Source organism: Variovorax paradoxus, from assembly GCF_902712855.1.
GTDB lineage: Bacteria > Pseudomonadota > Gammaproteobacteria > Burkholderiales > Burkholderiaceae_C > Variovorax > Variovorax paradoxus_Q.
Genome location: NZ_LR743507.1, coordinates 2,123,570 through 2,147,796, shown reverse-complemented (window position 1 = coordinate 2,147,796; position 24,227 = coordinate 2,123,570). Strand labels below are relative to the sequence as shown.

23 protein-coding genes and 1 tRNA gene are annotated in these 24,227 nt (G+C 68.1%); 8 read left to right on the top strand and 16 right to left on the bottom strand.

Annotation, left to right across the window (positions count from 1 at the left end; all coding sequences use genetic code 11):
* Positions 1–6: 6 nt before the first annotated feature.
* A complete protein-coding gene (locus tag AACL56_RS09600; RefSeq protein WP_339089615.1) occupies positions 7–1,062 on the bottom strand; it encodes a purine-nucleoside phosphorylase in 1,056 nt (351 codons plus the stop codon).
* Positions 1,063–1,225: 163 nt separating this feature from the next.
* Here AACL56_RS09600 and AACL56_RS09595 point away from each other — a divergent pair, with 163 nt between their 5' ends.
* Positions 1,226–2,452, top strand: a complete 1,227-nt coding sequence (locus tag AACL56_RS09595; RefSeq protein ID WP_339089614.1) for a DNA topoisomerase IB — start codon at positions 1,226–1,228, stop codon at positions 2,450–2,452.
* Here the strand turns inward: AACL56_RS09595 and AACL56_RS09590 are convergent.
* A complete protein-coding gene (locus AACL56_RS09590; protein ID WP_339089613.1) occupies positions 2,395–3,075 on the bottom strand; it encodes a hypothetical protein in 681 nt (226 codons plus the stop codon). The two genes, AACL56_RS09595 and AACL56_RS09590, sit on opposite strands and share 58 nt — an antisense overlap.
* Positions 3,076–3,239: 164 nt before the next feature.
* Complete coding sequence (locus tag AACL56_RS09585; protein ID WP_339089612.1) at positions 3,240–3,425, bottom strand: DUF3606 domain-containing protein; 186 nt, start codon at positions 3,423–3,425, stop codon at positions 3,240–3,242.
* A gap of 213 nt (positions 3,426–3,638) precedes the next feature.
* On the opposite strand from AACL56_RS09585, the gene AACL56_RS09580 reads away from it, so the two are divergent.
* Together AACL56_RS09580 and AACL56_RS09575 are read left to right on the top strand one after the other, a co-directional pair.
* A complete protein-coding gene (locus tag AACL56_RS09580; RefSeq protein ID WP_339089611.1) occupies positions 3,639–4,802 on the top strand; it encodes an acyl-CoA dehydrogenase family protein in 1,164 nt (387 codons plus the stop codon).
* A gap of 109 nt (positions 4,803–4,911) precedes the next feature.
* A complete protein-coding gene (locus tag AACL56_RS09575) occupies positions 4,912–6,279 on the top strand; it encodes an MmgE/PrpD family protein (RefSeq protein WP_339089610.1) in 1,368 nt (455 codons plus the stop codon).
* Positions 6,280–6,297: 18 nt separating this feature from the next.
* On the opposite strand, the gene AACL56_RS09570 is transcribed toward AACL56_RS09575, so the two are convergent.
* The 9 genes from AACL56_RS09570 to yaaA form a co-directional block, all read right to left on the bottom strand.
* Entirely contained in the window at positions 6,298–7,005 is a 708-nt protein-coding gene (locus tag AACL56_RS09570) for an arylmalonate decarboxylase (RefSeq protein ID WP_339089609.1), read from the bottom strand.
* A 119-nt stretch (positions 7,006–7,124) separates the two neighbouring features.
* Positions 7,125–8,132 carry a Bug family tripartite tricarboxylate transporter substrate binding protein gene (locus tag AACL56_RS09565; protein ID WP_339089608.1) on the bottom strand — a complete coding sequence of 336 codons (1,008 nt, stop codon included), beginning with the start codon at positions 8,130–8,132 and terminating at the stop codon, positions 7,125–7,127.
* A gap of 83 nt (positions 8,133–8,215) precedes the next feature.
* Positions 8,216–9,370: a mandelate racemase/muconate lactonizing enzyme family protein gene (locus tag AACL56_RS09560; RefSeq protein ID WP_339089607.1), complete on the bottom strand. Its 1,155-nt coding sequence runs from the start codon at positions 9,368–9,370 to the stop codon at positions 8,216–8,218.
* A gap of 118 nt (positions 9,371–9,488) precedes the next feature.
* Positions 9,489–10,376 carry a LysR family transcriptional regulator gene (locus tag AACL56_RS09555; protein WP_339089606.1) on the bottom strand — a complete coding sequence of 296 codons (888 nt, stop codon included), beginning with the start codon at positions 10,374–10,376 and terminating at the stop codon, positions 9,489–9,491.
* A gap of 13 nt (positions 10,377–10,389) precedes the next feature.
* Positions 10,390–11,280 (bottom strand): LysR substrate-binding domain-containing protein, encoded by an 891-nt coding sequence (locus AACL56_RS09550; protein ID WP_339089605.1) that lies wholly within the window; start codon positions 11,278–11,280, stop codon positions 10,390–10,392.
* Positions 11,281–11,385: 105 nt separating this feature from the next.
* On the bottom strand, positions 11,386–12,261 hold the full coding sequence (queF, locus tag AACL56_RS09545; protein WP_339089604.1) for an NADPH-dependent 7-cyano-7-deazaguanine reductase QueF: 876 nt from the start codon (positions 12,259–12,261) through the stop codon (positions 11,386–11,388).
* Between the two features lie 44 nt (positions 12,262–12,305).
* The gene (locus AACL56_RS09540; RefSeq protein WP_339089602.1) at positions 12,306–13,196 is read right to left on the bottom strand and encodes an alpha/beta hydrolase; all 891 of its coding nucleotides are present in this window, start codon (positions 13,194–13,196) and stop codon (positions 12,306–12,308) included.
* Between the two features lie 22 nt (positions 13,197–13,218).
* Entirely contained in the window at positions 13,219–14,061 is an 843-nt protein-coding gene (locus AACL56_RS09535; RefSeq protein ID WP_339089601.1) for a 2OG-Fe(II) oxygenase, read from the bottom strand.
* 155 nt (positions 14,062–14,216) lie between these two features.
* Complete coding sequence (gene yaaA, locus AACL56_RS09530) at positions 14,217–15,002, bottom strand: peroxide stress protein YaaA (RefSeq protein ID WP_339089600.1); 786 nt, start codon at positions 15,000–15,002, stop codon at positions 14,217–14,219.
* A gap of 105 nt (positions 15,003–15,107) precedes the next feature.
* Between yaaA and AACL56_RS09525 the strand changes: the two genes are divergently transcribed.
* Both AACL56_RS09525 and galU read left to right on the top strand, forming a co-directional pair.
* Positions 15,108–17,987, top strand: coding sequence for a valine--tRNA ligase (locus tag AACL56_RS09525; protein WP_339089598.1), 2,880 nt, complete (start codon positions 15,108–15,110; stop codon positions 17,985–17,987).
* Positions 17,988–18,110: 123 nt separating this feature from the next.
* Positions 18,111–19,001 carry a UTP--glucose-1-phosphate uridylyltransferase GalU gene (gene galU, locus AACL56_RS09520; protein WP_339089597.1) on the top strand — a complete coding sequence of 297 codons (891 nt, stop codon included), beginning with the start codon at positions 18,111–18,113 and terminating at the stop codon, positions 18,999–19,001.
* Between the two features lie 79 nt (positions 19,002–19,080).
* On the opposite strand, the gene AACL56_RS09515 is transcribed toward galU, so the two are convergent.
* Genes AACL56_RS09515 through cysM form a run of 3 tightly spaced genes read right to left on the bottom strand, consistent with a single transcriptional unit; the run spans position 19,081 to position 20,832 of the window.
* Positions 19,081–19,308, bottom strand: a complete 228-nt coding sequence (locus AACL56_RS09515) for a sulfurtransferase TusA family protein (protein WP_339089596.1) — start codon at positions 19,306–19,308, stop codon at positions 19,081–19,083.
* Positions 19,298–19,873, bottom strand: a complete 576-nt coding sequence (locus AACL56_RS09510) for an NUDIX domain-containing protein (protein ID WP_019654253.1) — start codon at positions 19,871–19,873, stop codon at positions 19,298–19,300. Before AACL56_RS09510 ends, AACL56_RS09515 begins: the two co-directional genes overlap by 11 nt.
* Positions 19,874–19,929: 56 nt before the next feature.
* Positions 19,930–20,832, bottom strand: a complete 903-nt coding sequence (gene cysM, locus AACL56_RS09505) for a cysteine synthase CysM (protein WP_339089595.1) — start codon at positions 20,830–20,832, stop codon at positions 19,930–19,932.
* A 42-nt stretch (positions 20,833–20,874) separates the two neighbouring features.
* On the opposite strand from cysM, the gene AACL56_RS09500 reads away from it, so the two are divergent.
* A tRNA-Leu gene (locus tag AACL56_RS09500) sits at positions 20,875–20,959 on the top strand.
* A 129-nt stretch (positions 20,960–21,088) separates the two neighbouring features.
* On the opposite strand, the gene AACL56_RS09495 is transcribed toward AACL56_RS09500, so the two are convergent.
* On the bottom strand, positions 21,089–22,021 hold the full coding sequence (locus tag AACL56_RS09495; protein ID WP_339089594.1) for an NAD-dependent epimerase/dehydratase family protein: 933 nt from the start codon (positions 22,019–22,021) through the stop codon (positions 21,089–21,091).
* 79 nt (positions 22,022–22,100) lie between these two features.
* Here AACL56_RS09495 and AACL56_RS09490 point away from each other — a divergent pair, with 79 nt between their 5' ends.
* Positions 22,101–23,165, top strand: a complete 1,065-nt coding sequence (locus tag AACL56_RS09490) for a CDP-6-deoxy-delta-3,4-glucoseen reductase (protein ID WP_339089593.1) — start codon at positions 22,101–22,103, stop codon at positions 23,163–23,165.
* Positions 23,166–23,211: 46 nt separating this feature from the next.
* Positions 23,212–24,189 carry a Bug family tripartite tricarboxylate transporter substrate binding protein gene (locus AACL56_RS09485; protein WP_339089592.1) on the top strand — a complete coding sequence of 326 codons (978 nt, stop codon included), beginning with the start codon at positions 23,212–23,214 and terminating at the stop codon, positions 24,187–24,189.
* Positions 24,190–24,227: the final 38 nt, after the last annotated feature.

Genomic DNA, 24,227 nt, shown 5'->3' with positions numbered 1-24,227 from the left:
CGGGGCTCAGGACTTGGGCACGCCCGCCGACCACTTCGGCCAGTTGGCGACGATGTGGTCCACCACGCGCGAGCCGACCCGCTCGATGTTCTCCACCGTCTCGGCGAAGCCGCCGGCCGTCTCGCCCGGTGCCGGGTCGAGGTGCTGCAGCGTGGTTTCCCTGGGGCTGCCCTGGTCGAAGTTGACCGCGCCGCGCAGGCTCATCACGCGGTCGGTGCCATGCGTGCGCTTGATGACGAGGGTGATGGCCGCCGCCTCCATCTCGGTGATCACGTAGTCGTCGGCATCGTAGAGCTTGGCGATGTACTGCGCCTGCTTCGACATGCCGGGCCCGTGGAAGAAGGTGTCGCCGGTCATGTGCGTGCCGGTGCCGACGAAGGGGGCGCGCCGCGCCGCGGCGTCGGGGTAGCGCAGGCGGTACTTGCGCGCGGAGTCGGCGTCCTTCAGCGGCGTGTCGGCCGACAGCCTCATGGCCCAGCTCACGAGGTCGGGGTTGAGTTTGAAGCGGCGGTACTCCTCGTAGCCCTTGCGCGGCATGAAGGTCGGCTCGCCGGCCTTGTTCTCCTCGGGAGCCCAGCGGTGGCCCAGGTCGTAGTCGACCAGCCAGGTGGCCCAGTTCACCTCGCCGATGGTGCCTCGCGAAGGCGGCGTGCCGGCCACGCCGGAGATGACGTAGTAGCTCTGCGAGAAGTCGAACTGCGGGTTCAGCAGGATCGCCTGCATCGACGACGACGAGTTGACCTTGCCCATGCCGAGCACCGCGCCGCACACGCCGTCGGCGTTGCAGTACACGGGCTGCAGTGCGCCCGGCACCGCGATGGGCCTGGCGCCCTTCCAGTAACGCTCGTACCAGTGCTGGAACTCGCCGGCGCGGTCGCCGGTGTTCTGGCCGATCTCGAACATGGCGGCCACGAACACCTTGACCTTCACCGGCGCGGCGGGGGCCGATGCGGCGGGTGCAGGAGCGGTGGAGGTGGTGGACGCGCACGCGGTGAAGAGCAGCGCGGCGGCGGGCACCGCGAGCCAGCGGGCCGCGGGAAGGGAAAGTCTGGAGGCAGTCATCGTGGAGTTCGATCGGAAAGGAAAAGACACACGGCCGAGCAACAAGCGCGCCCGGCGCACCGGCGACGCTTGCGGCGTCCTACAACCCGCGATTGTCGGCGCTGGCAAAAGCGCGTTGTAACGCCAACGCAACCCCCAGTACGCCACCCACGCCACCCACGCCATGCCGGCTTCCACCGCACACGCATCATCCGCCAGGCCGCCCTCGAAGCCCACCCCCATCGCCAACGGGCTGGTCTACGTCAATCCCGACATGCCGGGCATCCGCCGCCTGAAGCACGGCGAACGCTTCCGCTACCGCGACGCCAAGGGCCGCTGGCTGCGCGACGTGGACGAGATCTCTCGCATCCGCATGCTGGCCATTCCGCCGGCCTACACGCAGGTATGGATCTGCCCGCTGCCCAATGGCCATCTGCAGGCCACCGGCTTCGACGCACGCGGGCGCAAGCAGTACCGCTACCACGCCGACTGGCGCAGCCTGAAGGACGAGAACAAGTTCGAGCGCCTCGAGGCCTTCGCCCTCGCGCTGCCGCGCATCCGCGCCCGCGTCGCGCGCGACCTGCAGCCCGACAAGGCGCGCAAGGTGCCGGGCCGCAGCCAGGTGCTCGCGGCGCTGGTGCGGCTGCTGGACACCACGCTGATGCGCGTGGGCAACGAGGAGTACGCGAGCAGCAACGGCTCCTACGGCCTCACCACATTGCGCAACCGGCACGCGGCGGTCCAGGGCACCGCGCTGCGGCTGCGCTTTCGCGGCAAGAGCGGCGTGATGCACGAGGCGAAGCTGGAAGACCCGCGCGTCGCCAAGGTGGTGCGCCAGTGCCAGCAGCTGCCGGGGCAGGCACTGTTCCAGTACGCGGACGACGACCAGGATGGCGGCCTGCACAGCGTGTCGTCCACCGACGTGAACGACTACCTTGCCGAGGCCGCCGGCGGCGAGCGCTTCACCGCCAAGGACTTCCGCACCTGGCACGGCACGGTGCAGGCGCTGGAGCTCACGCGCCTGGCCTGCGAGCCCGGGCGCACCGCCGCCGACGGCACACGCTACAGCGCCAAGGACATCCTCGCGGCGGTGGCCAAGCAGCTCGGCAACACGCCCGCGGTCTGCAAGAAGGCGTACGTGCACCCGGCGGTGCTGGCACTGGGCAGCGCGCTGTCGGACGGCGACGAGGCCACCGGCGCGCTGTTCGAGAAGATCGGCGGAAGCCGCACCGCCCGGCCCTCGCGCGGGCTGCACGCCGCCGAGCGCCGGCTGCTGGCCTTCCTCAAGGCGCACCGCCAGGAGCAGGCGCGCGAACTCAGGAAGACGGCGAAGGCGTCGAGGACGCCCAGGGCTCAGGTGCGCGTGGCCAGCACGAGGCGCACGCTGTCGCCGTCGAGCGCCACCGCATAGCCGAGGTCCTCTGCGAGGTTCTGCAGCGCCACCGCGTCGATGGCCAGTGCGCGCGGCGCGCGATGCGCGTCGAGCACGGCCTGCGAGGCACCCGGCTCGCGCGCCAGCGCCGTGAGACGCAGCGCGTTGGCCCCGTCGGCTTCGACGCGGATTGCGCCGGCCTCTTCCGCGCCGTCGTGCAGGTAGCCCAGCGCACCGAGGAACAGGTAGCGCAGCGCGGCCGCCGCGGGCCAGCGCTGCTCGTCGTCCTGCGGCTCGAGCGCGGCATCGGTGTCGAGCGCCACGCCGTGCAGGTCGAAGGCCGAACGCATCAGCCCCACGCATTGCGCCACCAGCGCGCTGCGCGTGATTCCTTCGTCGGCAATGGCCAGTTCCCAATCGCGCAGCGAGCGGATGGCCTCGACCAGTTCCGACACCTGGCTGTCGATCAGCGCCACCCGCTCTTCGCAGGCAGGGCCGTCGATGGTGGCCGCGCCGACCTGCCGCTTGAGCATCAGCAGCGCCATGCGGATCACCGAGACCGGGGCGGCCATGTCGTGCCGCAGCGCAGGAAGGGCACGGGTGAGCAGTTCGTGGCGCACGCCCGCCGCGATCCAGCTGCGCGCGCTGGGAGATGACTTCATTGGGCGGCAGCCAGCGGCGTCGGGTGGGTCGGCACGATCACGAGGTACTTCCTGAAACAACAGAGGAATACAAGTATCGTGCCCGGCCCCGGCTGCAGGTGTAGGAGCGTGCCTACGATGCCCTTGCGGCGCGGCCCGCCGCGCCGTGAGGACAGAAGGGTTCGTCAGGCAGCGGGCTTGCCCAGGTAGGTGCGCACGTCCTTCACCTGCACGCCTGCGGCCGCAATGGCGGAGCGCAGTTGCTGCTCGGTCACGCCCAGCGTCTGGGTCCAGTAGCGCACCTCGTGCAGCTCGTTCACGTTGATGCGGGTCGCGTCCTGCGGCCCGCGTTTGTTCAGATCGTCGGCCATGGTGTGTTTTCCTTTGCAGAAGGGACCACGATGCGGCGCGGTGCCACGGCAGGCCTTAGGACGCCGGCGCGCTCGCATGCAGGAAATATCCGAGCGGCGCGGGCGAGCATTTGCATTTGCCGAAGGGAGGGTTCCGCAATCAGAGAGCCGCTTCGCGCGGGCGCGGGCTAGATTCGCTCCATGACCACCGCGCCATGACCGCGCAGCAACGCCATGAACAACGCCAACGACAAGACTTTCCCCGACATCCGCGACGCGGTGCGCGACCTGTGCGCGCAGTTTCCCGATGCCTACTTCCGCAGGATCGACGAGGCGCGCGGCTACCCCGCCGAGTTCGTCGATGCACTCACCAGGGCCGGCTGGCTGGCCGCGCTGATCCCGCAGGCGTACGGCGGCTCGGGCCTGGGCCTGACCGAAGCCTCGGTGATCATGGAAGAGATCAACCGATGCGGCGGAAACTCCGGCGCCTGCCACGGCCAGATGTACAACATGGGCACGCTGCTGCGCCACGGCAGCGAGGCCCAGAAGCGCGCCTACCTGCCGAAGATCGCCAAGGGCGAACTGCGCCTGCAATCGATGGGCGTGACCGAGCCCACCACCGGCACCGACACCACGAAGATCAGGACGACCGCCGTGAAGAAGGGCGACCGCTACGTCATCAACGGGCAGAAGGTGTGGATCTCGCGCATCCAGCATTCGGAGCTGATGATCCTGCTGGCGCGCACCACGCCGCTGGCTGACGTGAAGAAGAAGTCCGAAGGCATGTCGATCTTCATCGTCGACCTGCGCGAGGCCATCGGCAAGGGGCTGACGGTGCAGCCCATCCTGAACATGGTGAACCACGAGACCAACGAGCTGTTCTTCGAGAACCTGGAGATACCGGCGGAGAACCTGATCGGCGAGGAAGGCCAGGGCTTCAGGTACATCCTCGACGGCCTCAACGCCGAGCGCACGCTGATCGCGGCGGAGTGCATCGGCGACGGCTACTGGTTCATCGACCGGGTCACGGCGTACACCAGGGAGCGCGTGGTGTTCGGCCGGCCCATCGGGCAGAACCAGGGCGTGCAGTTCCCGATCGCCGAGGCCTTCATCGAGGTGGAGGCGGCGAACCTCATGCGCTACGAGGCCTGCCGCCTGTTCGACGCGCACCAGCCCTGCGGCGCACAGGCGAACATGGCGAAGTACCTCGCGGCCAAGGCGAGCTGGGAGGCGGCCAACGCCTGCCTGCAGTTCCACGGCGGCTTCGGCTTCGCCTGCGAATACGACATCGAGCGCAAGTTCCGCGAGACGCGGCTGTACCAGGTGGCGCCGATCTCGACCAACCTGATCCTGAGCTACGTGGCCGAGCACATGCTCGGCCTCCCCCGGTCCTTCTGACTCGCCCCCAGGATGCGCGCACTTCGTGTCGCTTCTCCTTCCCCCTGCCGGGGGCAACGCCTGCGGCCCGGCAAAGCCGGTTCCGCGGCATTCCACGAAAGGATCGTTCATGACATCCGACACCGCCAATCATCCAAGCAAGGTGCTCGCCACCTTCGCCGCAGAACTGAAATTCGGCGACATCCCCGCCCCCGTGCTGCGCCGCACCGAGGACCTGATGCTCGACTGGCTGGGCTCCGTGCTGGCGGCGCGCACGGCGCGGCCGGTGCGCAGCATCGAGCGCTTCGCGCAGATGATGGGCCCCGCCGACGGGCCGAGCGAAATGCTGACCTCGCGCCGCACCACGTCGCCGGTGTTCGCAGCGCTGGTCAACGCGGCGGCTTCGCATTTCGTGGAGCAGGACGACGTGCACAACGGGTCGGTGTTCCACCCGGCTGCGGTCGTCATCGCACCGGCACTGGCCGTGGCGCAGAGCGTGGGCGCGAGCGGTGCGCGGCTGCTGGCGGCGGTGGTCGCGGGCTACGAGGTCGGGATCCGTGTCGGCGAGTTCCTGGGCCGCTCGCACTACAAGACCTTCCACACCACCGCGACGGCCGGCACGCTCGCTGCAGCGGCTGCAGCGGGCCGGCTGCTGGAACTCTCGCCGCAGCAGATGCTGCATGCCTTCGGCTCCGCAGGCACGCAGTCGGCCGGTGTGTGGGAATTCCTTCGCGACGCGGCCGACTCCAAACAGCTGCATTGCGCCCACGCGGCAGCCAGCGGTCTGATGTCGGCCTACCTCGCGCAGGACGGCTTCACGGGCGCCGCGAAGATCCTCGAAGGCGCGCAGGGCCTGGGCGTCGGCATGTCGAGCGACGCCGACCCGTCGAGGCTCACCGACGGCCTCGGCACGCGCTGGACGCTGGCCGAGACCTCGTTCAAGTACCACGCCTCATGCCGCCACACGCACCCCGCGGCCGATGCTTTGCTGCAGGTGATGACGCAGAACGGCCTCGGGCCTGCCGACGTGTCGCAGGTGACCACGCACGTGCACCAGGGCGCCATCGATGTGCTGGGCCGCGTGGATGTTCCGGCCACCGTGCACCAGGGCAAGTTCTCCATGGGCACGGTGCTGGGCCTGATCGCCGTGCACGGCCGCGCAGGCCTCGGCGAGTTCGATCGCGACTTCCTCGCGCCCGAGGTTTCGGCCTTCCGCGAGAAGGTGTCGATGGAACTCGACGCGGAGGTCGACGCCGCCTACCCCGCACGCTGGATCGGCAAGGTCAGCGTGCGCACCGTCGACGGCCGCACGCTGCACGGCCGCGTGGACGAGCCCAAGGGCGACCCGGGCAACAGCCTGAGCCGCGTGGAAATCGAGGACAAGATGCGGCGGCTCGCGCACTACGGCGGAGGCGCGACGGCCGACGAGGCCGAGGCGCTGTGCCGGCGCGTGTGGCAGCTGGCCGACACGCCGCGCGTGGGCCGCTGGCTGGGCTGAACTGCCTGACTGCCTGCTTCAGGCGAAGAGCCGGCCCTGGCCGGGCGAACGCGCATCGAGCCCCGCGGTGCGAACCAGGTCCCAGAATCCGGCGGGCGAACTCGACACCACGGGCACCTTCAGCCGTGCCTCGACCTCGCGCACCGCATCGAGCGTGACCAGGCCGCCGCACGAGATCAGGATGCCGTCGGCGCCGGGTCGAGCCTCGAAGACTTTCACGCACAGGTCGACCAGCACCTGCGTCGGCACCTCGCCCACGGCCTGCACGTCGGAGATCGACAGGCCCTCGAGCGCCAGCGGCTCGAAGTCGCTCTGCTCCAGGTACTTGCGCAGGTGCGCGTTGACCTCGTCGATGTAGGCCGTGGCCACCGCCACGCGCCGTACCTTCAGGTGGCGCAGCGCGCCGACGATGGCATTGCTCATCGTGCTGCACGGCAAGCCGGTGGCGCGCGCCATCTCCACCTCGAGCTGCCGGTTGAACGCCGCGCCACGAAAGAAGCTCAGCGAGGTGCCCATGAGCGAAATGGCGCTCACGCCCTCTTCCTTGAGCGCGACGGCCTTCTCGACGACCGAGTCGATGACGTCGAGGTAGCCCCGCGTGGAGATCTCGCCCAGGCCAAGGCCCAGCGCACTGAAGCGGATGCGCCTGCCGTAGAGCAACGGGCCGTCCACCGGCACGGCGCCGGCGGCCGGTGGAACGATCAGGCCCAGGTGCGGGATTGTCATTTCGATGGTCCTTGCTGCGTTTTTTTTCCGATTCTTGTGCTGGGGGCCAGCCGTTCAACGGCCGACTTGGCCAACAACGCGTCGATGGCGGACAGCGCGTTGCCGGCGCACCACCGAAGCTAGCTTCCGTCAGCCACGATGTGCTGCTCGGTGATGATCCGTTTCCAACGCGTCGTTTCCTCCGCCATGTCCTTCCCCAGCTGGGCCGGCGTGGCATACGCGCGCAGCGTGCCCTGCGCGGCAGCCGCCGTGCCGGCCTCTGGCGTGTCGAGCACGGACTTCACGGCAGACGACAGCCTGTCGACGATGTCGATCGGCGTGCCCGCCGGCGCGAGCACGAAGATGCGGGGCGCCACGTCGAAGCCGGGCAATGCATCGGCCAGCGGCGGCACGTTGTCCACGCCGTCCAGCTTGGCGGTGTTCATCAGTGCCAGTGCGCGCAGCTTGCCCGCCTTGGCCTGCGCCATGCCGGCCGTGGCGCTCACCACGCCGATGGGGATCTGCCCGCCGATCACGTCGGGCACGATCTGCGCGGCGCCGCGGTACGGCACATGCACCACGGGGCTGCCTGTCGCCTGCTTGAGCATCTCGAAGCCCAGGTGCTGCACCGTGCCCACGCCCGAGGTGGCGTACGAATAGCGCGCAGCGTTGGCCTTGAGCTCCTTCACCAGCTCGGCGGGCGTCTTCGCCGGAAAGTCGTTGCCGGTGACGATCATCAGCGGCGAGATGAAGGCGCCAGCCACCGGCCTGAAGCTGGTGAGCGGATCGATTCCGATCTTGGGCTGCAGCAGCTTGGCGATGAGCAAGGCGCTGTCGCCCATCATCAGCGTGTAGCCGTCCGGCGGCGCCTTGGCAACGAACTCCGCCGCGATGAGTCCGGTAGCGCCGGTGCGGTTTTCCACCAGCACCTGCTGGCCGAGCGCGGCCGACAGGCGCACGCCCAGCAGCCGAGCCACCGCGTCGACGCCGCCGCCGGCCGAATAGCCGACCACCAGGCGAATGGGCTTGTCGGGGTATTTCTGGGCCCACGCGGCCGGCACTGCGAGCAGGCCCGCGAGCCCCAGGACCGCTGCAGTGCGCAGCGCGTGTCGGCGTGCCTTGCCGTGGGTGGATGGTGTGGCTTTCATCATGTCTCCGTTGTGCTTGTCGGTGGCGCCGGCCGTCTGCGGGCCTGGTCGTGAAGAAAAAATGCGGCGGGCCGCGAGCCGGCTCAGGCCTTGCCCTTGCCGTGCGAGGTGGGCAGCTTTGCCAGCTCGCGCACGCGTTCCGCATTGGGCGCGAAGCCGAGACCGGGGGTCTCGGGCAGGGTGAGCCAGCCCTGCTCGGGCACCGGCAGGCCGTCGAACACCTGCTTGAGCATCTGCACCGCGACGTAGTGGTACTCGACGAGCCCGCCGTTCGACACGCCCGCATGCAGGTGCATGTTGTGGAACGGCCAGGCGCCGCCGTTGTCGATGGGCACGTTGAAGGCCTGGGCCATGCCCGCGATCTTCAGGCATTGCGAGTAGCCGCCCGAGATCGTGACATTGGGCTGCAGCACGTCGGCCGCCTGGTTCACCAGCAGGTCGCGGAAGCGGAAGGCCAGGCCCTCGTTCTGCCCGCAGGCCAGCGGAATGCGCGTTCGCGCGCGCAGCTGGGCCATCTGACGCACGTCGTTCTGCGTGAGCGGTTCCTCGAAGAAGCTGATGCCGTAGGGCTCGATGCGCTGCGCCAGCTCGGTGGCATGGAACAGGTCGAGGCCGCAGTTGGCATCGACGTAGAGCTTCACATCGGGGCCGACCGCCTCGCGAACGGCCGCGACGCGGCGCACGTCCTCGGCGATGACCTCGTCGAGCGGACGCGGTTCGTCGCGCCGCGCCAGCGCGTGGTTGCCGACCGTCATCTTCAGGCGCTGGAAGCCCTGCGAGACCCACAGCTTCGCGGCCTCTGCAAGCTGGTCGCGCTCGAAGAAGCCGAAGCCGAAGGTGGCGTACACCGGCACCTTGGCGCGCGCACCGCCGAGCAGGCGCCACAGCGGCTGGCCCAGCGCGCGGGCCTTGAGGTCCCACAGGGCGATGTCGAGCGCGGCGATGGCGTGGCTCGCGTAGCCGGTCTGCCCGCGCGGCGAGAGCAGCCAGTAGAGCTTGTCCCACAGCCGCTCGGTGGCCATCGGGTCTTCGCCGAGCAGCGCGGGACCGGCCACCTCGCGCACGGCGGCGGCCACGATCTCCTCCTCGGTGATGGCCGTCATGCCGTGGCCGACCAGCCCGGTGTCGGTCTCGATCTCGGTGAGGCACAGGGACAGCGAGGTCTGCTTGTTGAGGCCGACCACGTCGACGGTGACGGGAATGTTCAGCGGCGTGGCGCTGACGCGAACGATCTTCAAGGGTGTCTCCTTCGGTTGGCATGCATCTTTGCGCGCAGGCCGCGGGAGAACAATTCGTTTTTGGCGAGCGCGAGGCTTCGCGCGGCGCGAAGGGTCGCGGCGCAGGCGCCTGCAACCCTCAGTCGGGCCGCCCGAGGTGCTCCAGCACCGAGCGCGCGGCCACCGTGAGCTCCTGCTGCCTGCGCGCGCACAGAAGGTGCCGGCGCAGCGCCCAGGGCGCATCGAGCTTGAGGCAGCGCAGCTTCAGGATCTGCAGCTGCGGCAGGATGGCCGCATACGGCAGCACGCCGATGCCGATGCCCTGTTCGACCATGCGGCACACCATGTCGAAGCTGCCCACCTGCATGCGCACCTTGAGCGGCACCTGCGCCTCGAGCGCGGCCGCCAGCAGCACGCGGTGCAGCGCCGTGCCTTCGCGCACCACGATGTGATCGTGGCGCAGCACCTCTTCGACGCCGATGCGCTTGCGCCGCGCCAGCGGGTGGTCGCGCGCGACGACCACGGCCAGCTCGTCGGTGCGATACGGCAGGCACTCGAGGCCCTCTACGGGCGTCTGGCCTTCGATCACGCCGATGTCCGCCAGGCCCGCCTGAACGGCCTTCACCACCTCGGTGCTGGCGCGCTCCTGCAGGTCGATCTTGAGCACCGGATGCAGGCGCAGGAACGAGCCGATCTGCGCGGGCAGGAACTGCGCGATGGTCGACGCGTTGGCCGTGATGCTCACCACGCCGGCCACGCCGTTCTGGAAGTCGTCGAGCTCGGCGCCGAGGCGGTCCATGGCCGAGAGCACCGCACGCGCATGCAGCAGCAGCCCGTGGCCCGCCGAAGTGAGCGTGACGCCGCGCGCATGGCGCACCAGCAGCGGCAACTTCGCGCGGGCCTCGAGATCGGAGATGCGCTTGCTGGCCGCAGCGAGCGCGATGTGGCAGCGCTTGGCACCCTCGCTGATGCTGCCGTGGTCGGCCACCATCACGAACAGGCGCAGCGACTTGAGGTCGGCGGACATCGGATGCAGGCCTTCAGGCCGCCATGAGATGGTCGAAGAGCGCGCGTGCCGACGCCGGCAACTGCTCGCGATTGCGCGCGATGAGCTTCAGTTTGCGCTCGGCCCATGCATCGCTGAGCGCCACGGTCGAGATGCGCATGGCCATCGACAGCCGCTGCGCGGACGATGCCGGCAGCACGCCGACGCCCACGCCCGCCTCGATCATCAGGCAGATGGCCTCGAAGCTGCTGACCTGGATGCGCGGGTTGAAGCCGCGGCCCGCCAGCTCGGCGCGGCGCTGCAGGAAGCGATGGATCGCGCTGCCATGGTGCAGGCCCACGTGCTGCTCGTCGAGCGTGTCGGCGAAGGCCACGGACGACGCACCCGCCAGCCGGTGCGTGGCCGGCACCACCAGCACCAGCTGGTTGCTGCCGAAGGCGCGCGCGTCGAAGTCGCCGGTGTGCGCGTCGCCGGCCAGGATGCCGATGTCGGCTTCGCCGTCGGCCACCGCGCGCACGATCTCCTCGCTCAGGTATTCGCGCAGGTCGACCTGCACCGCCGGGTGCTGCGTAAGGAAACCGGCGAGCTTGTGCGGCAGGTATTCGGTGATCGAGGTGGTGTTGGCGAACACGCGCACATGGCCCTTGATGCCCTTGCCGAAGTCCTGCATGTCGCAGCGCAGGTGCTCCATCTGCTGCATCACGCGCTTGGCGTGATAGAGCAACGCCTGCCCCGCGGCGGTGAGGCTCACGCCCTGCGCCCGGCGGTGCAGCAGCTTGCCGCCCACGGCCTCTTCCATCTGCTTGATGCGCGTGGACGCAGCGGCCAGCGAGATGCACGCCTTCTCCGCACCGCGCGTGAGACTGTGCGCGTCCGCGACATAGACGAACAGTTTCAGGTCGAACAGGTCGAAATGCAGGTTCACCGGGGGCGGGAGTCGGAAAGCGAGGGAGCGCCCATTGTCCGGCGAACGGCAGCCGGAAACGGACGCCTCGGGGTTAGTCCCCGGGCGCCTGGCCGGCCCGGCCGCCTACTGGCGGGCTGTTCGGATGTTCGGCGGCAGCGCCTGCGGAAAGCTGGTGCGGAACGGGTTGATGTCCAGTCCGCCGCGCCGCGTGTAGCGCGCATACACCGCGAGCTTGGTCGGCTTGCAGCGGTTCCAGATGTCCGTGAACATGCGCTCGGCGCAGGGCTCGTGGAATTCGTTGTGGTTGCGGAAGCTCACGATGTATGCGAGCAGGCCGGCCTGGTCGATGGCCGGGCCGCTGTAGCGGATCTGCACGCTGCCCCAGTCGGGCTGGCCGGTGACGAGGCAGTTGCTCTTCAGCAGGCGGCTGGTGAGGGTTTCGTTCACCGGGGCCTGCGTGTCGTCGCTGCTCAGCAGCTCGGGCGTGGGCTGGTAGTGCGTGCATTCGATGTCGAGGCGGTCGAGGTCGAGGCCGTCGAGTTCGTGCACCGGCTCGCGGTCGAACATCTCGGGCGCGAGCAGCTTCACGCCGATGGTGGCCGACTGGTCGCTGCCGCGCCATGCCGCTTCGGACAGGTCGGCGCGCAAGCGCTCGCGCACCGCGTCGAGGCTGGCGAACTGGCTGTTGTTGAAGCTGTTGAGGTAGAGCTTGAAGCTCTTGCTCTCGATGATGTTGGGCGTCTCGCACGGAATGGTGAAGTGCGCGATGGCCAGCTGCGGCTTGCCGCGCAGGTTGAGCCAGCTCACCTCGAACGCGGTCCAGAGGTCGGCGCCGAAGAAGGGCAAGGCGCCGGCGCTGATGCCCATCGCCTCGCGCTGCACGGCGCGCGCGATGGGAAACAGCAGCGTGGGGTCGTAGCGGTCGGCGTAGGCCGAGGCGCGGCCGAGTTGCGACTGCTCGGGCGTGTTGGGATTTCCGGGGTTCTGGTCGAGGCTCATGGCTGCGATTCTCCCGGTTCTCCGGCGCGCGCGGTTTCCGGGGGTTACCGGGCCTCGGCCGCGTGCGCGAACGGCGCGATGTGGCTCGCGAGGATGGTGCACACCTCCGGAGGCAGGTCGTGGCCCATGCCGGGAATGGCCACGAACTGCGCGCCGGGAATGCGCCTTGCCGTGTCTTCGCCGCAGGCGATGGGCACCAGCGCATCGGCATCGCCGTGCAGCACCAGCGTGGGCGACTGGATGCGCGGCAGCACCTGCGGCCGCCCGGCATCGGCGCCGATCGCCAGCATCTGCCGCATCAGGCCCGCCGGATGGTAGGAGCGCCGCATGCTGAAGGTGAGGCGCTCCGCCAGTTCCTCGTCGGTCTGCGGGTAGGCGGGACTCTGGATGAGCCGCAGCAGCCGGATGCTGTGCGCGACCAGTGCGGCCTCGTCGCGGCCCAGCGGGCGGCGCATGAGCATGCGCGTCACTTCGCGGCGCGGGCCGGGCAGCCCGCGTGCGCCGCTCGAACTCATGATGCTCACGAGGCTCGCGGTGCGCTGCGGCGCGTGCGCGGCCAAGCGCTGGGCGATCATGCCGCCCATCGACGCGCCGACGATGTGTGCCCGGGCGATGCCCAGCGCGTCGAGCACGCCGATCGAGTCGAGCGTCATGTCCTGCAGGGTGTAGGCCGAGCGTACCTTCAGCCCGAGGCGATGGCGGATGGTTTCCCACACCACGTTGCCGATGCCCGCATGGTCGAAGCCCTGGCTCAGGCCGATGTCGCGGTTGTCGTGGCGCACCACGCGGAAGCCGGCATCCACCAGCTGCTGCACGAAGCCGGCCGGCCAGGCCACCAGCTGCATGCCCAGGCCCATGATGAGCAGGATGACGGGACGCCCCTCGCCTCCGGTGTCGTCGACTTCGATCTGCAGGCCGTTGGCGGTGACTTTCATCCGGTTCCTGTCTTGCACGGGCCTACTTGAACTCGCGTTCGCGCAGCCACTTGGTCGCAACCCACTTTTCGCCCGCCAGCACCGGCGCACCGCCATGCAGCGTGCGGGTGACGGGATCGGGCCGGTCGTAGCTGAAGAACACGCCGGTGCCGCGCACCGGTGCGACCTCCAGGCCCACGTCGGGGAAGGTGGTGGCGCCGCCGCCTTCGGGTTCCTGCAGGTACATCACCAGCGTGCCGACGCGCTGGCCGCCGCGCTTGAGGATGGTGGGCGTGCCGGGCTCGCCCGGATCGAAGTAGTCGTAGTGCGGGCGGTACTGTGCGCCGGGTGCGTAGCGCAGGATCTGCAGGCCCTCGCCGAACTCGAGCGGCCAGCGCAGCAGCATCGCGATGCGCTGCTCGAGCCGCGCGACGATCTCGTTCTCGCCGCGCTCGAAGAACATGCCGTCGCTGGTGCGGTCGACGTTGAGGACCTCACCGCCGGTGCGGGTCTCGACCGTGAGCGAGCGCGCCAGGCGCACGCGCGCTGCGGCGATCAGGCCTTCGCACTCCTCGCTCGACAGCAGGTTGCCGAACACCACCACGCGCGGGTGGCGCATGGTCTGCAGCACCTGCACGCGGCGGTCGCCGGCGTCGATGTACAACGGCGCACCGTCGAGATCGGGCCCTGGCATCTCGGTGCGCACCGACGGCAGCGCGACTTCCACGTTCGGGAAGCCGGCTTCGAGCTGGGCCAGCGCCGTATCGGCGGCGGCATCGTGCCAGCCGGCCGCGCGCATGGACGCGCGCAACGCTGGCACCGAGTGCCCGGCTGCGAGCTGGGCCACCAGCCACTCGCGCAGTTCCGGGCTGATCGGTTGCGACATATCAGTTTTCCTCCAAGCTGTGGCGGGCCGTGCCCCTCACGAACCACCCTGACCCATTCCAGACAGAAACACCGCGGAACCGGCTGCGCCGGCCCGCCGGTGGGCCCTCCCGAGAGAGGGTCGGTGAAGCGACACGAAGTGCGCGAAGACCGGGGTCAGCCCAGCCTTCGCCTGAACACCAGCCTTTCGGGCGTCGAGACCTCTGCATCGAAACCATAACCCTCGAGGTCGAACTTCTCCAGTGCCTTGGGCGTCGCCGCCTTGTGCAGCACCGCCCAGCGGGCCAGCAGGCCGCGCGCCCGCTTGGCGAAGAAGCTGACGATCTTGTACTTGCCGCCCTTCCACTCCTCGAACACGCATTCGACCACACGGGCCTTGAGCACCTTCCTGTCGACCGACTTGAAGTACTCCTGCGAGGCGACGTTGATGACCACCGGCGTGCGATCCGCGGCGAGGCGTTCGTTCAGGTGGGCGGCGATACGCGAACCCCAGAACGCATACAGGTCCTTGCCGTGGCGGTTGGCCAGCTGCATGCCCATTTCGAGGCGGTAGGGCTGCAGCAGGTCGAGCGGGCGCAGCAGGCCATAAAGGCCGCTGAGAATGCACACGTGCTCCTGGGCCCAGTCGAGCTGCGCCCTGGTGAGATTGCGGGCATCGAGGCCGCCGTAGACATCGCCATCGAACGCAAAGGCCGCCTGGCGGGCGTTCTTCGGCGTGCTTTTGCTCGACCAGGCCTCGTAGCGGGCCACGTTCAGGGCGGAGAGCTTGTCCGACAGGTGCATCAGCTCTGAAATCTGCTGCGGCGACTTCTCGCGCAGCAGCTTGATGAGTTCGACCGACGGGCCGCGCGGCGACTCGAAATGAGGTTGGGTGGCAGGGATTTCGGCAGGGACCGGGGTGTCGTAGTCGAGCGACTTTGCAGGGGAAAGCAGGAACAGCATCCCGGAATTATGAGTGGCCGAAGTGACGGCCGGCCGCGCCGGTAAAATCGCCGGGATTCCCACCTCGTCAACGGCGGCACCCGAGGGTGCCGTTTTGCATTCTCCATGAGCGAACCCACCACCCCTCCCGCCCAACCCGGCCTCGACAGCCTGTCGAAATCCTTCGAACCCGCCGCCATCGAGGCGCACTGGGGTCCGGAATGGGAAAAGCGCGGCTATGCCAAGGCGGGCTTCCGCGGTACGCAGCGACCCAAGGATGGTGCCGATTCATTCGCGATCCAGCTGCCGCCGCCGAACGTGACGGGCACGCTGCACATGGGCCATGCGTTCAACCAGACGATCATGGACAGCCTCACGCGCTACCACCGCATGAAGGGCGACAACACGCTGTGGGTGCCCGGCACCGACCACGCCGGCATCGCAACGCAGATCGTGGTGGAGCGCCAGCTGCAGGAGCAGAAGGTCAGCCGCCACGACCTCGGCCGCAAGAACTTCGTGGCGCGCGTGTGGGAGTGGAAGGAAAAGTCGGGCAACACCATCACCCAGCAGATGCGCCGCATGGGCGACACGGTCGACTGGAGCCGCGAGTACTTCACGATGGACGACGACCTCTCCAGGGTCGTGACGCATACTTTCGTGAAGCTCTATGAGGAAGGCCTGATCTACCGCGGCAAGCGCCTGGGCAACTGGGATCCGGTGCTGAAGACCTCGGTGAGCGACCTCGAGGTGGAAAGCGAAGAGGAAGACGGCTCGCTCTGGCACATCGCCTACCCGCTCGAAGACGGTAGCGGCACGCTCACCGTGGCCACCACGCGGCCGGAGACCATGCTCGGCGACACGGCGGTGATGGTCCACCCCGAGGACGAACGCTACAAGCACCTGATCGGCCAGCGCGTGCGCCTGCCGCTGGTCGACAAGCTGATCCCGATCATCGCGGACGACTACGTCGACAAGGAATTCGGCACCGGCGTGGTGAAGGTCACCCCGGCCCACGACTACAACGACTACGCGGTCGGCCAGCGCCACAAGCTCGAGATGATCGGCGTGCTCACGCTCGACGCCACCATCAACGACAACGCGCCCGAGAAGTACCGCGGCCTCGACCGCTTCGTGGCACGCAAGGCCATCGTGGCCGACCTCGAGGCCCTGGGCCTGCTGATCGAGGTGAAGAAGCACAAGCTGATGGTGCCGCGCTGCGCGCGCTCGGGCGCCATCGTGGAACCCATGCTCACCGACCAGTGGTACGTGGCCATGACGCGCCCGGGCGCCGACGGCCAGTCGATCGCGCAGAAGGCGATCGACGTGGTGAAGTCGGGCGAGGTGCGCTTCGTGCCCGAGAACTGGGTCAACACCTACAACCACTGGATGGAGAACATCCAGGACTGGACCATCTCGCGCCAGCTGTGGTGGGGCCACCAGATCCCGGCCTGGTACGACGAGGAAGGCAACGTGTACGTGGCCGAGAACGAAGCCGACGCGCAGGCCAAGGCACCCGGCAAGAAACTGGTGCGCGACGAGGACGTGCTCGACACCTGGTACTCGTCGGCGCTGGTGCCCTTCTCCTCGCTGGGCTGGCCCGAGAAGACACAGGACCTCGACCTGTACCTGCCCTCGACCGTGCTGGTGACGGGCTACGACATCATCTTCTTCTGGGTCGCCCGGATGATCATGATGACCAAGCACTTCATCGGCAAGGTGCCGTTCAAGCACGTGTACATCCACGGCCTGGTGCGCGACGCGCAGGGCAAGAAGATGAGCAAGTCCGAAGGCAACGTGCTCGACCCGGTCGACCTGATCGACGGCATCGAGCTGCCCCAGTTGCTCGACAAGCGCACGCAGGGCCTGCGCAAGCCCGAGACGGCACCCGCCGTTCGCAAGAACACGCAGAAGGAGTTTCCGGAGGGCATCCCGGCCTTCGGCGCCGATGCACTGCGATTCACCTTCGCCTCGCTGGCGTCGCTCGGCCGCAGCATCAACTTCGACTCGAAGCGCTGCGAGGGCTACCGCAACTTCTGCAACAAGCTCTGGAACGCCACGCGCTTCGTGCTGATGAACTGCGAAGGCCAGGACTGCGGTCTGCTGGAGCACACCAAGGAAGACTGCAAGGTCGGCGGCCCGGCTCACGGCTACCTGAAGTTCAGCCGCGCCGACTACTGGATCGTGTCGCAGCTGCAGCGCGTGGAAGCCGAGGTGGCCAAGGGCTTCGAGGAGTACCGCCTCGACAACGTGGCCAACGCGATCTACCAGTTTGCTTGGGACGAGTTCTGCGACTGGTATCTGGAAATCGCCAAGGTGCAGATCCAGACCGGCGACGATTCGCAGAAGCGCGCGACGCGACGCACGCTCATCCGCGTGCTCGAGGCGCTGCTGCGCCTGGCGCATCCGGTCATCCCGTTCATCACGGAGGAGCTCTGGCAGAAGGTGTCGAAGGTCGCGGGCCGCGAAGGCGCGTCGATCATGGTGGCGGCGTATCCGCAGAGCCAGCCCGAGAAGATCGACGAGGCTGCCGAGGCCCACGTGGCGCGGCTCAAGGCGCTGGTGGATGCATGCCGCACGCTGCGCGGCGAGATGAACGTGTCGCCCGCGATGCGCCTGCCGCTGTACGCGGTGGCCGACGACGCCGAGGGCGCGGCCTTCCTGCGCGAAGCGGCACCGGTGCTGCAGGCGCTGGCCAAGCTCAAGGAAGTGAAGGTTTTCGACGACGAGGCGTCGTGGCAGGCGGCTGCCGAAGCGGCGCCCGTGGCGGTGGTCGGCGCGGCGCGCCTGTGCCTGCACATGGAAATCGACAAGGCGGCCGAGAAGGCGCGCATCGGCAAGGAGATCGCGCGCATCGAGGGCGAGGTCGCCAAGGTGCATGGCAAGCTGGGCAACGAAGCCTTCGTCGCCAAGGCGCCGCCGGCGGTGATCGAGCAGGAGCGCAAGCGCCTGACCGACTTCACCGCGACGCTCGAACGCCTGCGCGACCAGCTTGTGCGCCTCGGCTGACAGACGCCTGAAACAGCGGGCGTTTAGGATGCTGGTTTGGCAATTGCTTGCGAATCGCTTGCGATTGCCTGCCGTTCCGGCACACTGATTCACATCTTCCAACGAACCTGAGCCGACCTGCCCATGTCCACTTCACCGACACGTATTCGCAAGGCTGTATTTCCTGTTGCGGGCTTTGGTACCCGCTTTCTGCCCGCCACCAAGGCACAGCCCAAGGAAATGCTGCCGGTGGTCGACAAGCCGCTGATCCAGTACGCCGTCGAAGAAGCCTACGCCGCGGGCATCCGCGACATGATCTTCGTGACCGGCCGCAACAAGCGCGCCATCGAGGACCACTACGACACCGCCTACGAGCTCGAGAGCCAGCTCGAGGCCAGCGGCAAGACCGCCCTGCTCAACATTGCGCGCTCGGTCATGCCCGACGACATGACCTGCTCCTACGTGCGCCAGCCCCGCATGCTGGGCTTGGGCCACGCGGTGCTCTGCGCGGAGCACCTGGTGGGCAACGAACCCTTCGCCGTGCTGCTGGCGGACGACCTGATGGTCGGCCCCAAGGGCGGCGAACCGGTGCTGGCCCAGATGACCGCCGCATTCAACCGCCTCGGCGGTTCGCTGCTGGCGGTACAGGAGGTGCCGCTGGAGCACGTCAAGCGCTACGGCATCGTGGCCGGCGACGCGATCGAAGAGGGCCTGGTGAAGGTCAGCAAGATGGTCGAGAAGCCGAAGCCCGAGGATGCACCGTCGCGCCTGGGCGTGGCCGGCCGCTACATCCTCACGCCGGGCGTGTTCGACGAGATCCGCAACCAGCCCAAGGGCGCGGGCGGCGAGATCCAGCTGACGGACGGCATCGCCGCACTGATGAAGAAGGAATCGGTCTACGCCTACTCGTACAAGGGCACCCGCTACGACTGCGGCAGCAAGGAAGGTTTCCTGCAGGCGTCGGTCGAACTGGCGCTGGCGCACCCTGAAGTGGGGGCGGAATTCCGCGAGTACCTCAAGAGCCTGAAGCTGTAATTGCGTTCGATCCGCTCGAGAAAAGACAAGGGCCGCAACAGCGGCCCTTTTTCTTTGGCGATGAATCTGTCTTCGTCGGTCAGCGGCGCTTCAGCACGTGGATGAAGTCGCTGCCCACCGTCTCCTGCGCCATCAGCTCGTTGCCGGTCTGGCGCGCGAAGGCCTGGAAGTCGCGGATCGATCCGGGGTCGGTCGACACCACCTTCAGCAGCTGACCGCTGGCCATCTCGTTGAGCGACTTCTTGGCTTTCAGGATCGGCAACGGGCAGTTCAGTCCGCGCGTGTCGAGCTCGCGGTCAACTTGCATTGCCTGGCTCCGGCGGGAGGTTCAGCCCGCGGCGGCGCTCTTCGTTCTCTGCCGCGGTGAAGAACACGGGCTCGTGGCCGCGCGTGCGCAGCCAGTCGGCGAGCGCATAGCCGGTGCCGGCGGGCCAGCACTTGAGGTCCGGCAGGTCGTAGAGGCGGTAGTCGACCAGTTCGGGCGAGAGCTTCACCTCGCCATCGGCCACCACGTGGTAGGCAATGATGACCTGGTTCATGCGCTGGAAGTCATAGGCGCCCACGATCTTCGTGGCGCTGACGTCGAGATTGGTCTCTTCCTTCACCTCGCGCGCAATGCCCTCCTCGGGCGTCTCGCCGGCTTCCATGAACCCCGTGATGAGCGCGAACATCTTGCCTGGCCACGCGGCATTGCGCGCCAGCAGCACCTGCCCGCGGTACTCGACGATCGCCGCGAGCACCGGCGTGGGATTGTTCCAGTGGGTGTGGCCGCAGTTGGGGCAGCGCAGGCGTTCCTTGGGACCGCCGTCTTCCATCAGAGCGATCCATTCGAGCGGGGTGGCGCAGACCTGGCAGAACTTGGGATGAGGCATGGGGTCTCTTTTCTTTTTATGGCGCTGCCCGCGCGATGCGGGCAGTGGAATGGCGATCAGGCCGGGAACACGCCGGTCGAGAGATACCGGTCGCCACGGTCGCAGACAACGAACACGATGGTCGCGTTCTCGACGGTCTTCGACACCTCCAGGGCGGCCCACAAGGCGCCAGCCGCCGAGATGCCGCCGAAGATGCCCTCTTCGCGCGCGAGACGCCGGCACATTTCCTCGGCGTCGTCCTGGCTCACGCTGATTTCCTGGTCCACGCGGCTCGGATCGAAGATCTTGGGCATGTATTCGGCGGGCCACTTGCGGATGCCCGGGATGCGCGAGCCTTCGGCCGGCTGCGCGCCGATGATGCGCACCGCGGGGTTCTTTTCCTTCAGGAAGCGCGACACGCCGGTGATGGTGCCGGTGGTGCCCATGGCGCTCACGAAGTGCGTGATCTTGCCTTTGGTGTCGGCCCAGATCTCGGGGCCGGTGGTCTCGTAATGGATGCGCGGGTTGTCGGGATTGGCGAACTGGTCGAGCACGCGGCCCTTGCCCTGCGCCACCATCTGCTCGGCGAGGTCGCGGGCGTATTCCATGCCGCCGCTCTTGGGCGTGAGCACGAGCTCGGCGCCGAAGGCCTTCATGGTCTGGGCGCGCTCGACGGAGAGGTCCTCCGGCATGATGAGCACCATGCGGTAGCCCTTGACGGCCGCAGCCATGGCCAGCGCGATGCCGGTGTTGCCGGAGGTGGCTTCGATCAGGGTGTCGCCGGGCTTGATCTCGCCGCGCTCCTCCGCGCGCTTGATCATCGAGAGCGCCGGGCGGTCCTTGACCGACCCTGCGGGGTTGTTGCCTTCGAGCTTGCCGAGAATCACGTTGCCACGCTTGGCGTTTTCTGCGGCATTGATGCGTTGCAGTGCGACCAGGGGGGTCTTGCCGATGGCGTCTTCGATCGTCGGATAATTCATGCCAGCCACTGTGCCATAATTTTGGGCTTGCTTCAGAACCCTGCCCGGGTGGTGAAATTGGTAGACGCAGGGGACTCAAAATCCCCCACCGAAAGGTGTGCCGGTTCGATTCCGGCCCCGGGCACCACACTTTGACTCGCCCCCCAGGCTTCGCGGCACTTCGTGTTCGCTGCACCAACCCTACCGGGGGAGCACCAGCAGCCCGGCCAAGCCGGTTCCGCGGTGTTTGTGGAAGGGGCTGCGTCTCCCCTCCCAGTCAGGCCCGCTCGCGCAGGCCAGTGTGCACCGTCGGATACATCAACCGCACGCGCAGTTCGCGCTTGAGCCGCGTGTTGTCGAGCAGGCGCGATTCCCCCATGAAACTCAGCAGCTGCAGCGGCAATTGCCGTTCGGCCTCGCCGCGCGCCACGCGCGGCGGACGTGGCATGCCGTACAGGTCGGCGGCCAGGTCGATGTAGTCGCCCATGCGCAGCTCGGTGTCGTCCGAGGCGTGCACGATGCGCTGCGGCTTGCCGCGGAACAGCGCCGCCACGCAGGCCCGCGCCAGGTCGTCGGCATGGATGTGGTTGGTATAGACGTCGTCTTCGCGCCGCAGCACGGGGGTGCCGCGTTCCAGGCGGCCGCGCGGGGTGCCGTTCTCTCGGTCGGGCGCGTAGATGCCGGGAATGCGCAGGATGCTGGCGTGCACGCCGGTGCTGCGGCCCAGCCAGCGCACGGCACGTTCGGCGTCCACGCGGCGATGCGCGCGCGGCGTGTCGGGACGCACGCCCCGGGTTTCGCTGACGCGGGCGCCTTCGCAATTGCCGTAGACACCGCTGGTCGAGCCGTACACGAAAGTCGATGGCGCCGAGCGCAGCCGCAGGGCGCGCGCCAGGCCGGTGGTGCGCTGGTCGCGCCACCAGGCGGCGCCGCCGTCGCGCGCGGGTGGGGCCAGGTGCAATACGCGGGTCGCGATGCCGGCGAGCCGGCGCAGCGTGGCCGTGTCGTCCAGGTTGCCCAGCAGCGGGCGGATGCCGGCCTTGCGCAGGCCTTCGACCCGGTCGGCCGACGAAGTGAGCGCCACGAGCTGCACACGGCCGCGCAGGTCGCGCGCCACGCGCTGGCCGACGTCGCCGCAGCCGACGATGAGCAGCCGTTCGCGGCGGAACCGCGCCGGCAAGGCGCCGGAGGGGCTATTGATTGAAGGCAAAATCGTGGTCCCTGTCCGAATTCAGTTGATCCCGGCGTTGCATGCAGGCCGGGACGCGTTTTACCCCCGAAGAATACCGATGACTGCTACCGCGCCGCACGAGGCGGGCTTTTCCATCACCGTCGAACCGAGCGGACGACATTTCGTGGTCCAGGGCGATGAAACCATCCTGGCAGCCGGCATCCGCCAGGGCATCGGCCTCCCCTACGGCTGCAAGGACGGCGCCTGCGGCTCCTGCAAGTGCAAGAAGCTCTCGGGCGAGGTCACGCTCGGCCCGCACCAGAGCAAGGCCCTGAGCGCCGAAGAACAGCTTGCCGGCCTCGTGCTGACCTGCTGCGCCCACGCCACCAGCGACGTGGTGCTCGAGTCGCGCCAGGTGACCGAGGCCGGCGCGATGCCGATCCGCAAGATGCCGGTGCGGGTGCAGGGCCTCACGCGGCTGTCGCACGACGTGATGATGGTGCGCCTGCAGTTGCCGGCCGGCGAGCCACTGCAGTTCCATGCGGGCCAGTACGTGGAATTCATCCTGCGCGACGGCGCGCGCCGCAGCTATTCGATGGCCAATGCGCCCCACACCGTGGGCGTGCCGGGTACCGGCATCGAACTGCACCTGCGCCACCTGCCGGGCGGCAAGTTCACCGATCACGTCTTCGGCACGATGAAGGAAAAGGAAATCCTGCGCATCGAAGGGCCCTTCGGCAGCTTCTTCCTGCGCGAGGACTCCGACAAGCCGATCGTGCTGCTGGCCTCGGGCACGGGCTTCGCGCCGATCAAGGCGCTGCTGGAGCACATGCAGTTCAAGTCCATCGTCCGGCCCGTGTCGCTCTACTGGGGCGGCCGCCGCCCCGAAGACCTGTACATGGATGCCTGGCTGCGCGAGCAGATCGAACGGATGCCGCAACTGCGCTACGTGCCCGTCATTTCGAACGCCACGCCGGAGGACAACTGGACCGGCCGCACCGGCTTCGTCCACCAGGCCGTGCTCGAAGACTTCGCCGACCTGTCGGGTCATCAGGTCTACGCCTGTGGCGCGCCCGTCGTGGTCGACTCGGCCAAGCGCGACTACGTGGCGCTGGCGGGCCTGCCAGAAGAGGAGTTCTTCGCCGACGCGTTCACGACGGAAGCCGACAAGGCCTTGCCCTGACCGTTCCCCGGACCCCCTGGATTTCCTCAGACCAACCGCAAAAACAATGAAAACGAGACACTTCCTCCTCACCCTCCTCGCCAGCACCACCGCCCTGCTGGGTGCGAGCCAGGCGCTGGCGCAACAGCAGCGCCCCATCCGCCTCGTGGTGCCGTACGCGGCGGGCGGCCCGATTGACAACACCGCACGCATCCTCGCAGAGCGAGTGAGGGACTCGCTGGGCACGGTCATCATCGACAACAAGCCCGGCGCGGGCGGCAACATCGGGGCCGACATCGTGGCCAAGGCACCCGCCGACGGCCTGACCATCGGCATCGCGGCCACCGCGACCAATGCGGTGAACCCGTGGCTGTACAACAAGATCCCGTTCAATGCCGCGACCGACTTCGCGCCCATCACGCAGATGGTCCGCGTGCCCAACGTGCTCGTGATGAACGCCGATACCGCCAGGCGGCTGAACATCAACAGCGTGGCTGACCTGATCCGCTATGCCAAGGCCAACCCCGCCAAGCTCAATTACGGCAGCGGCGGCAACGGCAGCGCCGGCCACCTGGCGGGAGAGCTGTTCAAGAAGGAAGCAGGTATCTTCGCGCTGCACATTCCATACAACGGCGGAAGCCCGGCACAGCTGGCACTGATCTCGGGCCAGGTCGACTTCAACTTCGACAACCTCGCCACCGCCGCACCGAACATCCGCTCGGGCAAGCTGAAGGCCATTGCAGTGACGACGCTGCAGCGCAGCAGTTCGCTGCCCGACGTGCCGCCGATCGCGGACACGCTCAAGGGCTTCTCGATCGACACCTGGTGGGGGCTCGTCGCCCCGGCCGGCACACCACACGATGTGGTCGTGAAGCTCAACCAGGCCTTCGTGGCGGCGCTGAACGCGCCCGAAACGAAGACCCGCTTCGCCGGCCTGCTGGCCGAGCCGGTGGCGAGTTCGCCGGAGCAGTTCGGTGCGTTCATGAAGAGCGAGCTCTCCAAGTACGAAGCGGTCGTCAAGGCGACGGGCGCAAAGGTCGACTGAACGCCACCAGGCTGCGCGGGCTTCGTGTCGGGTCGCCC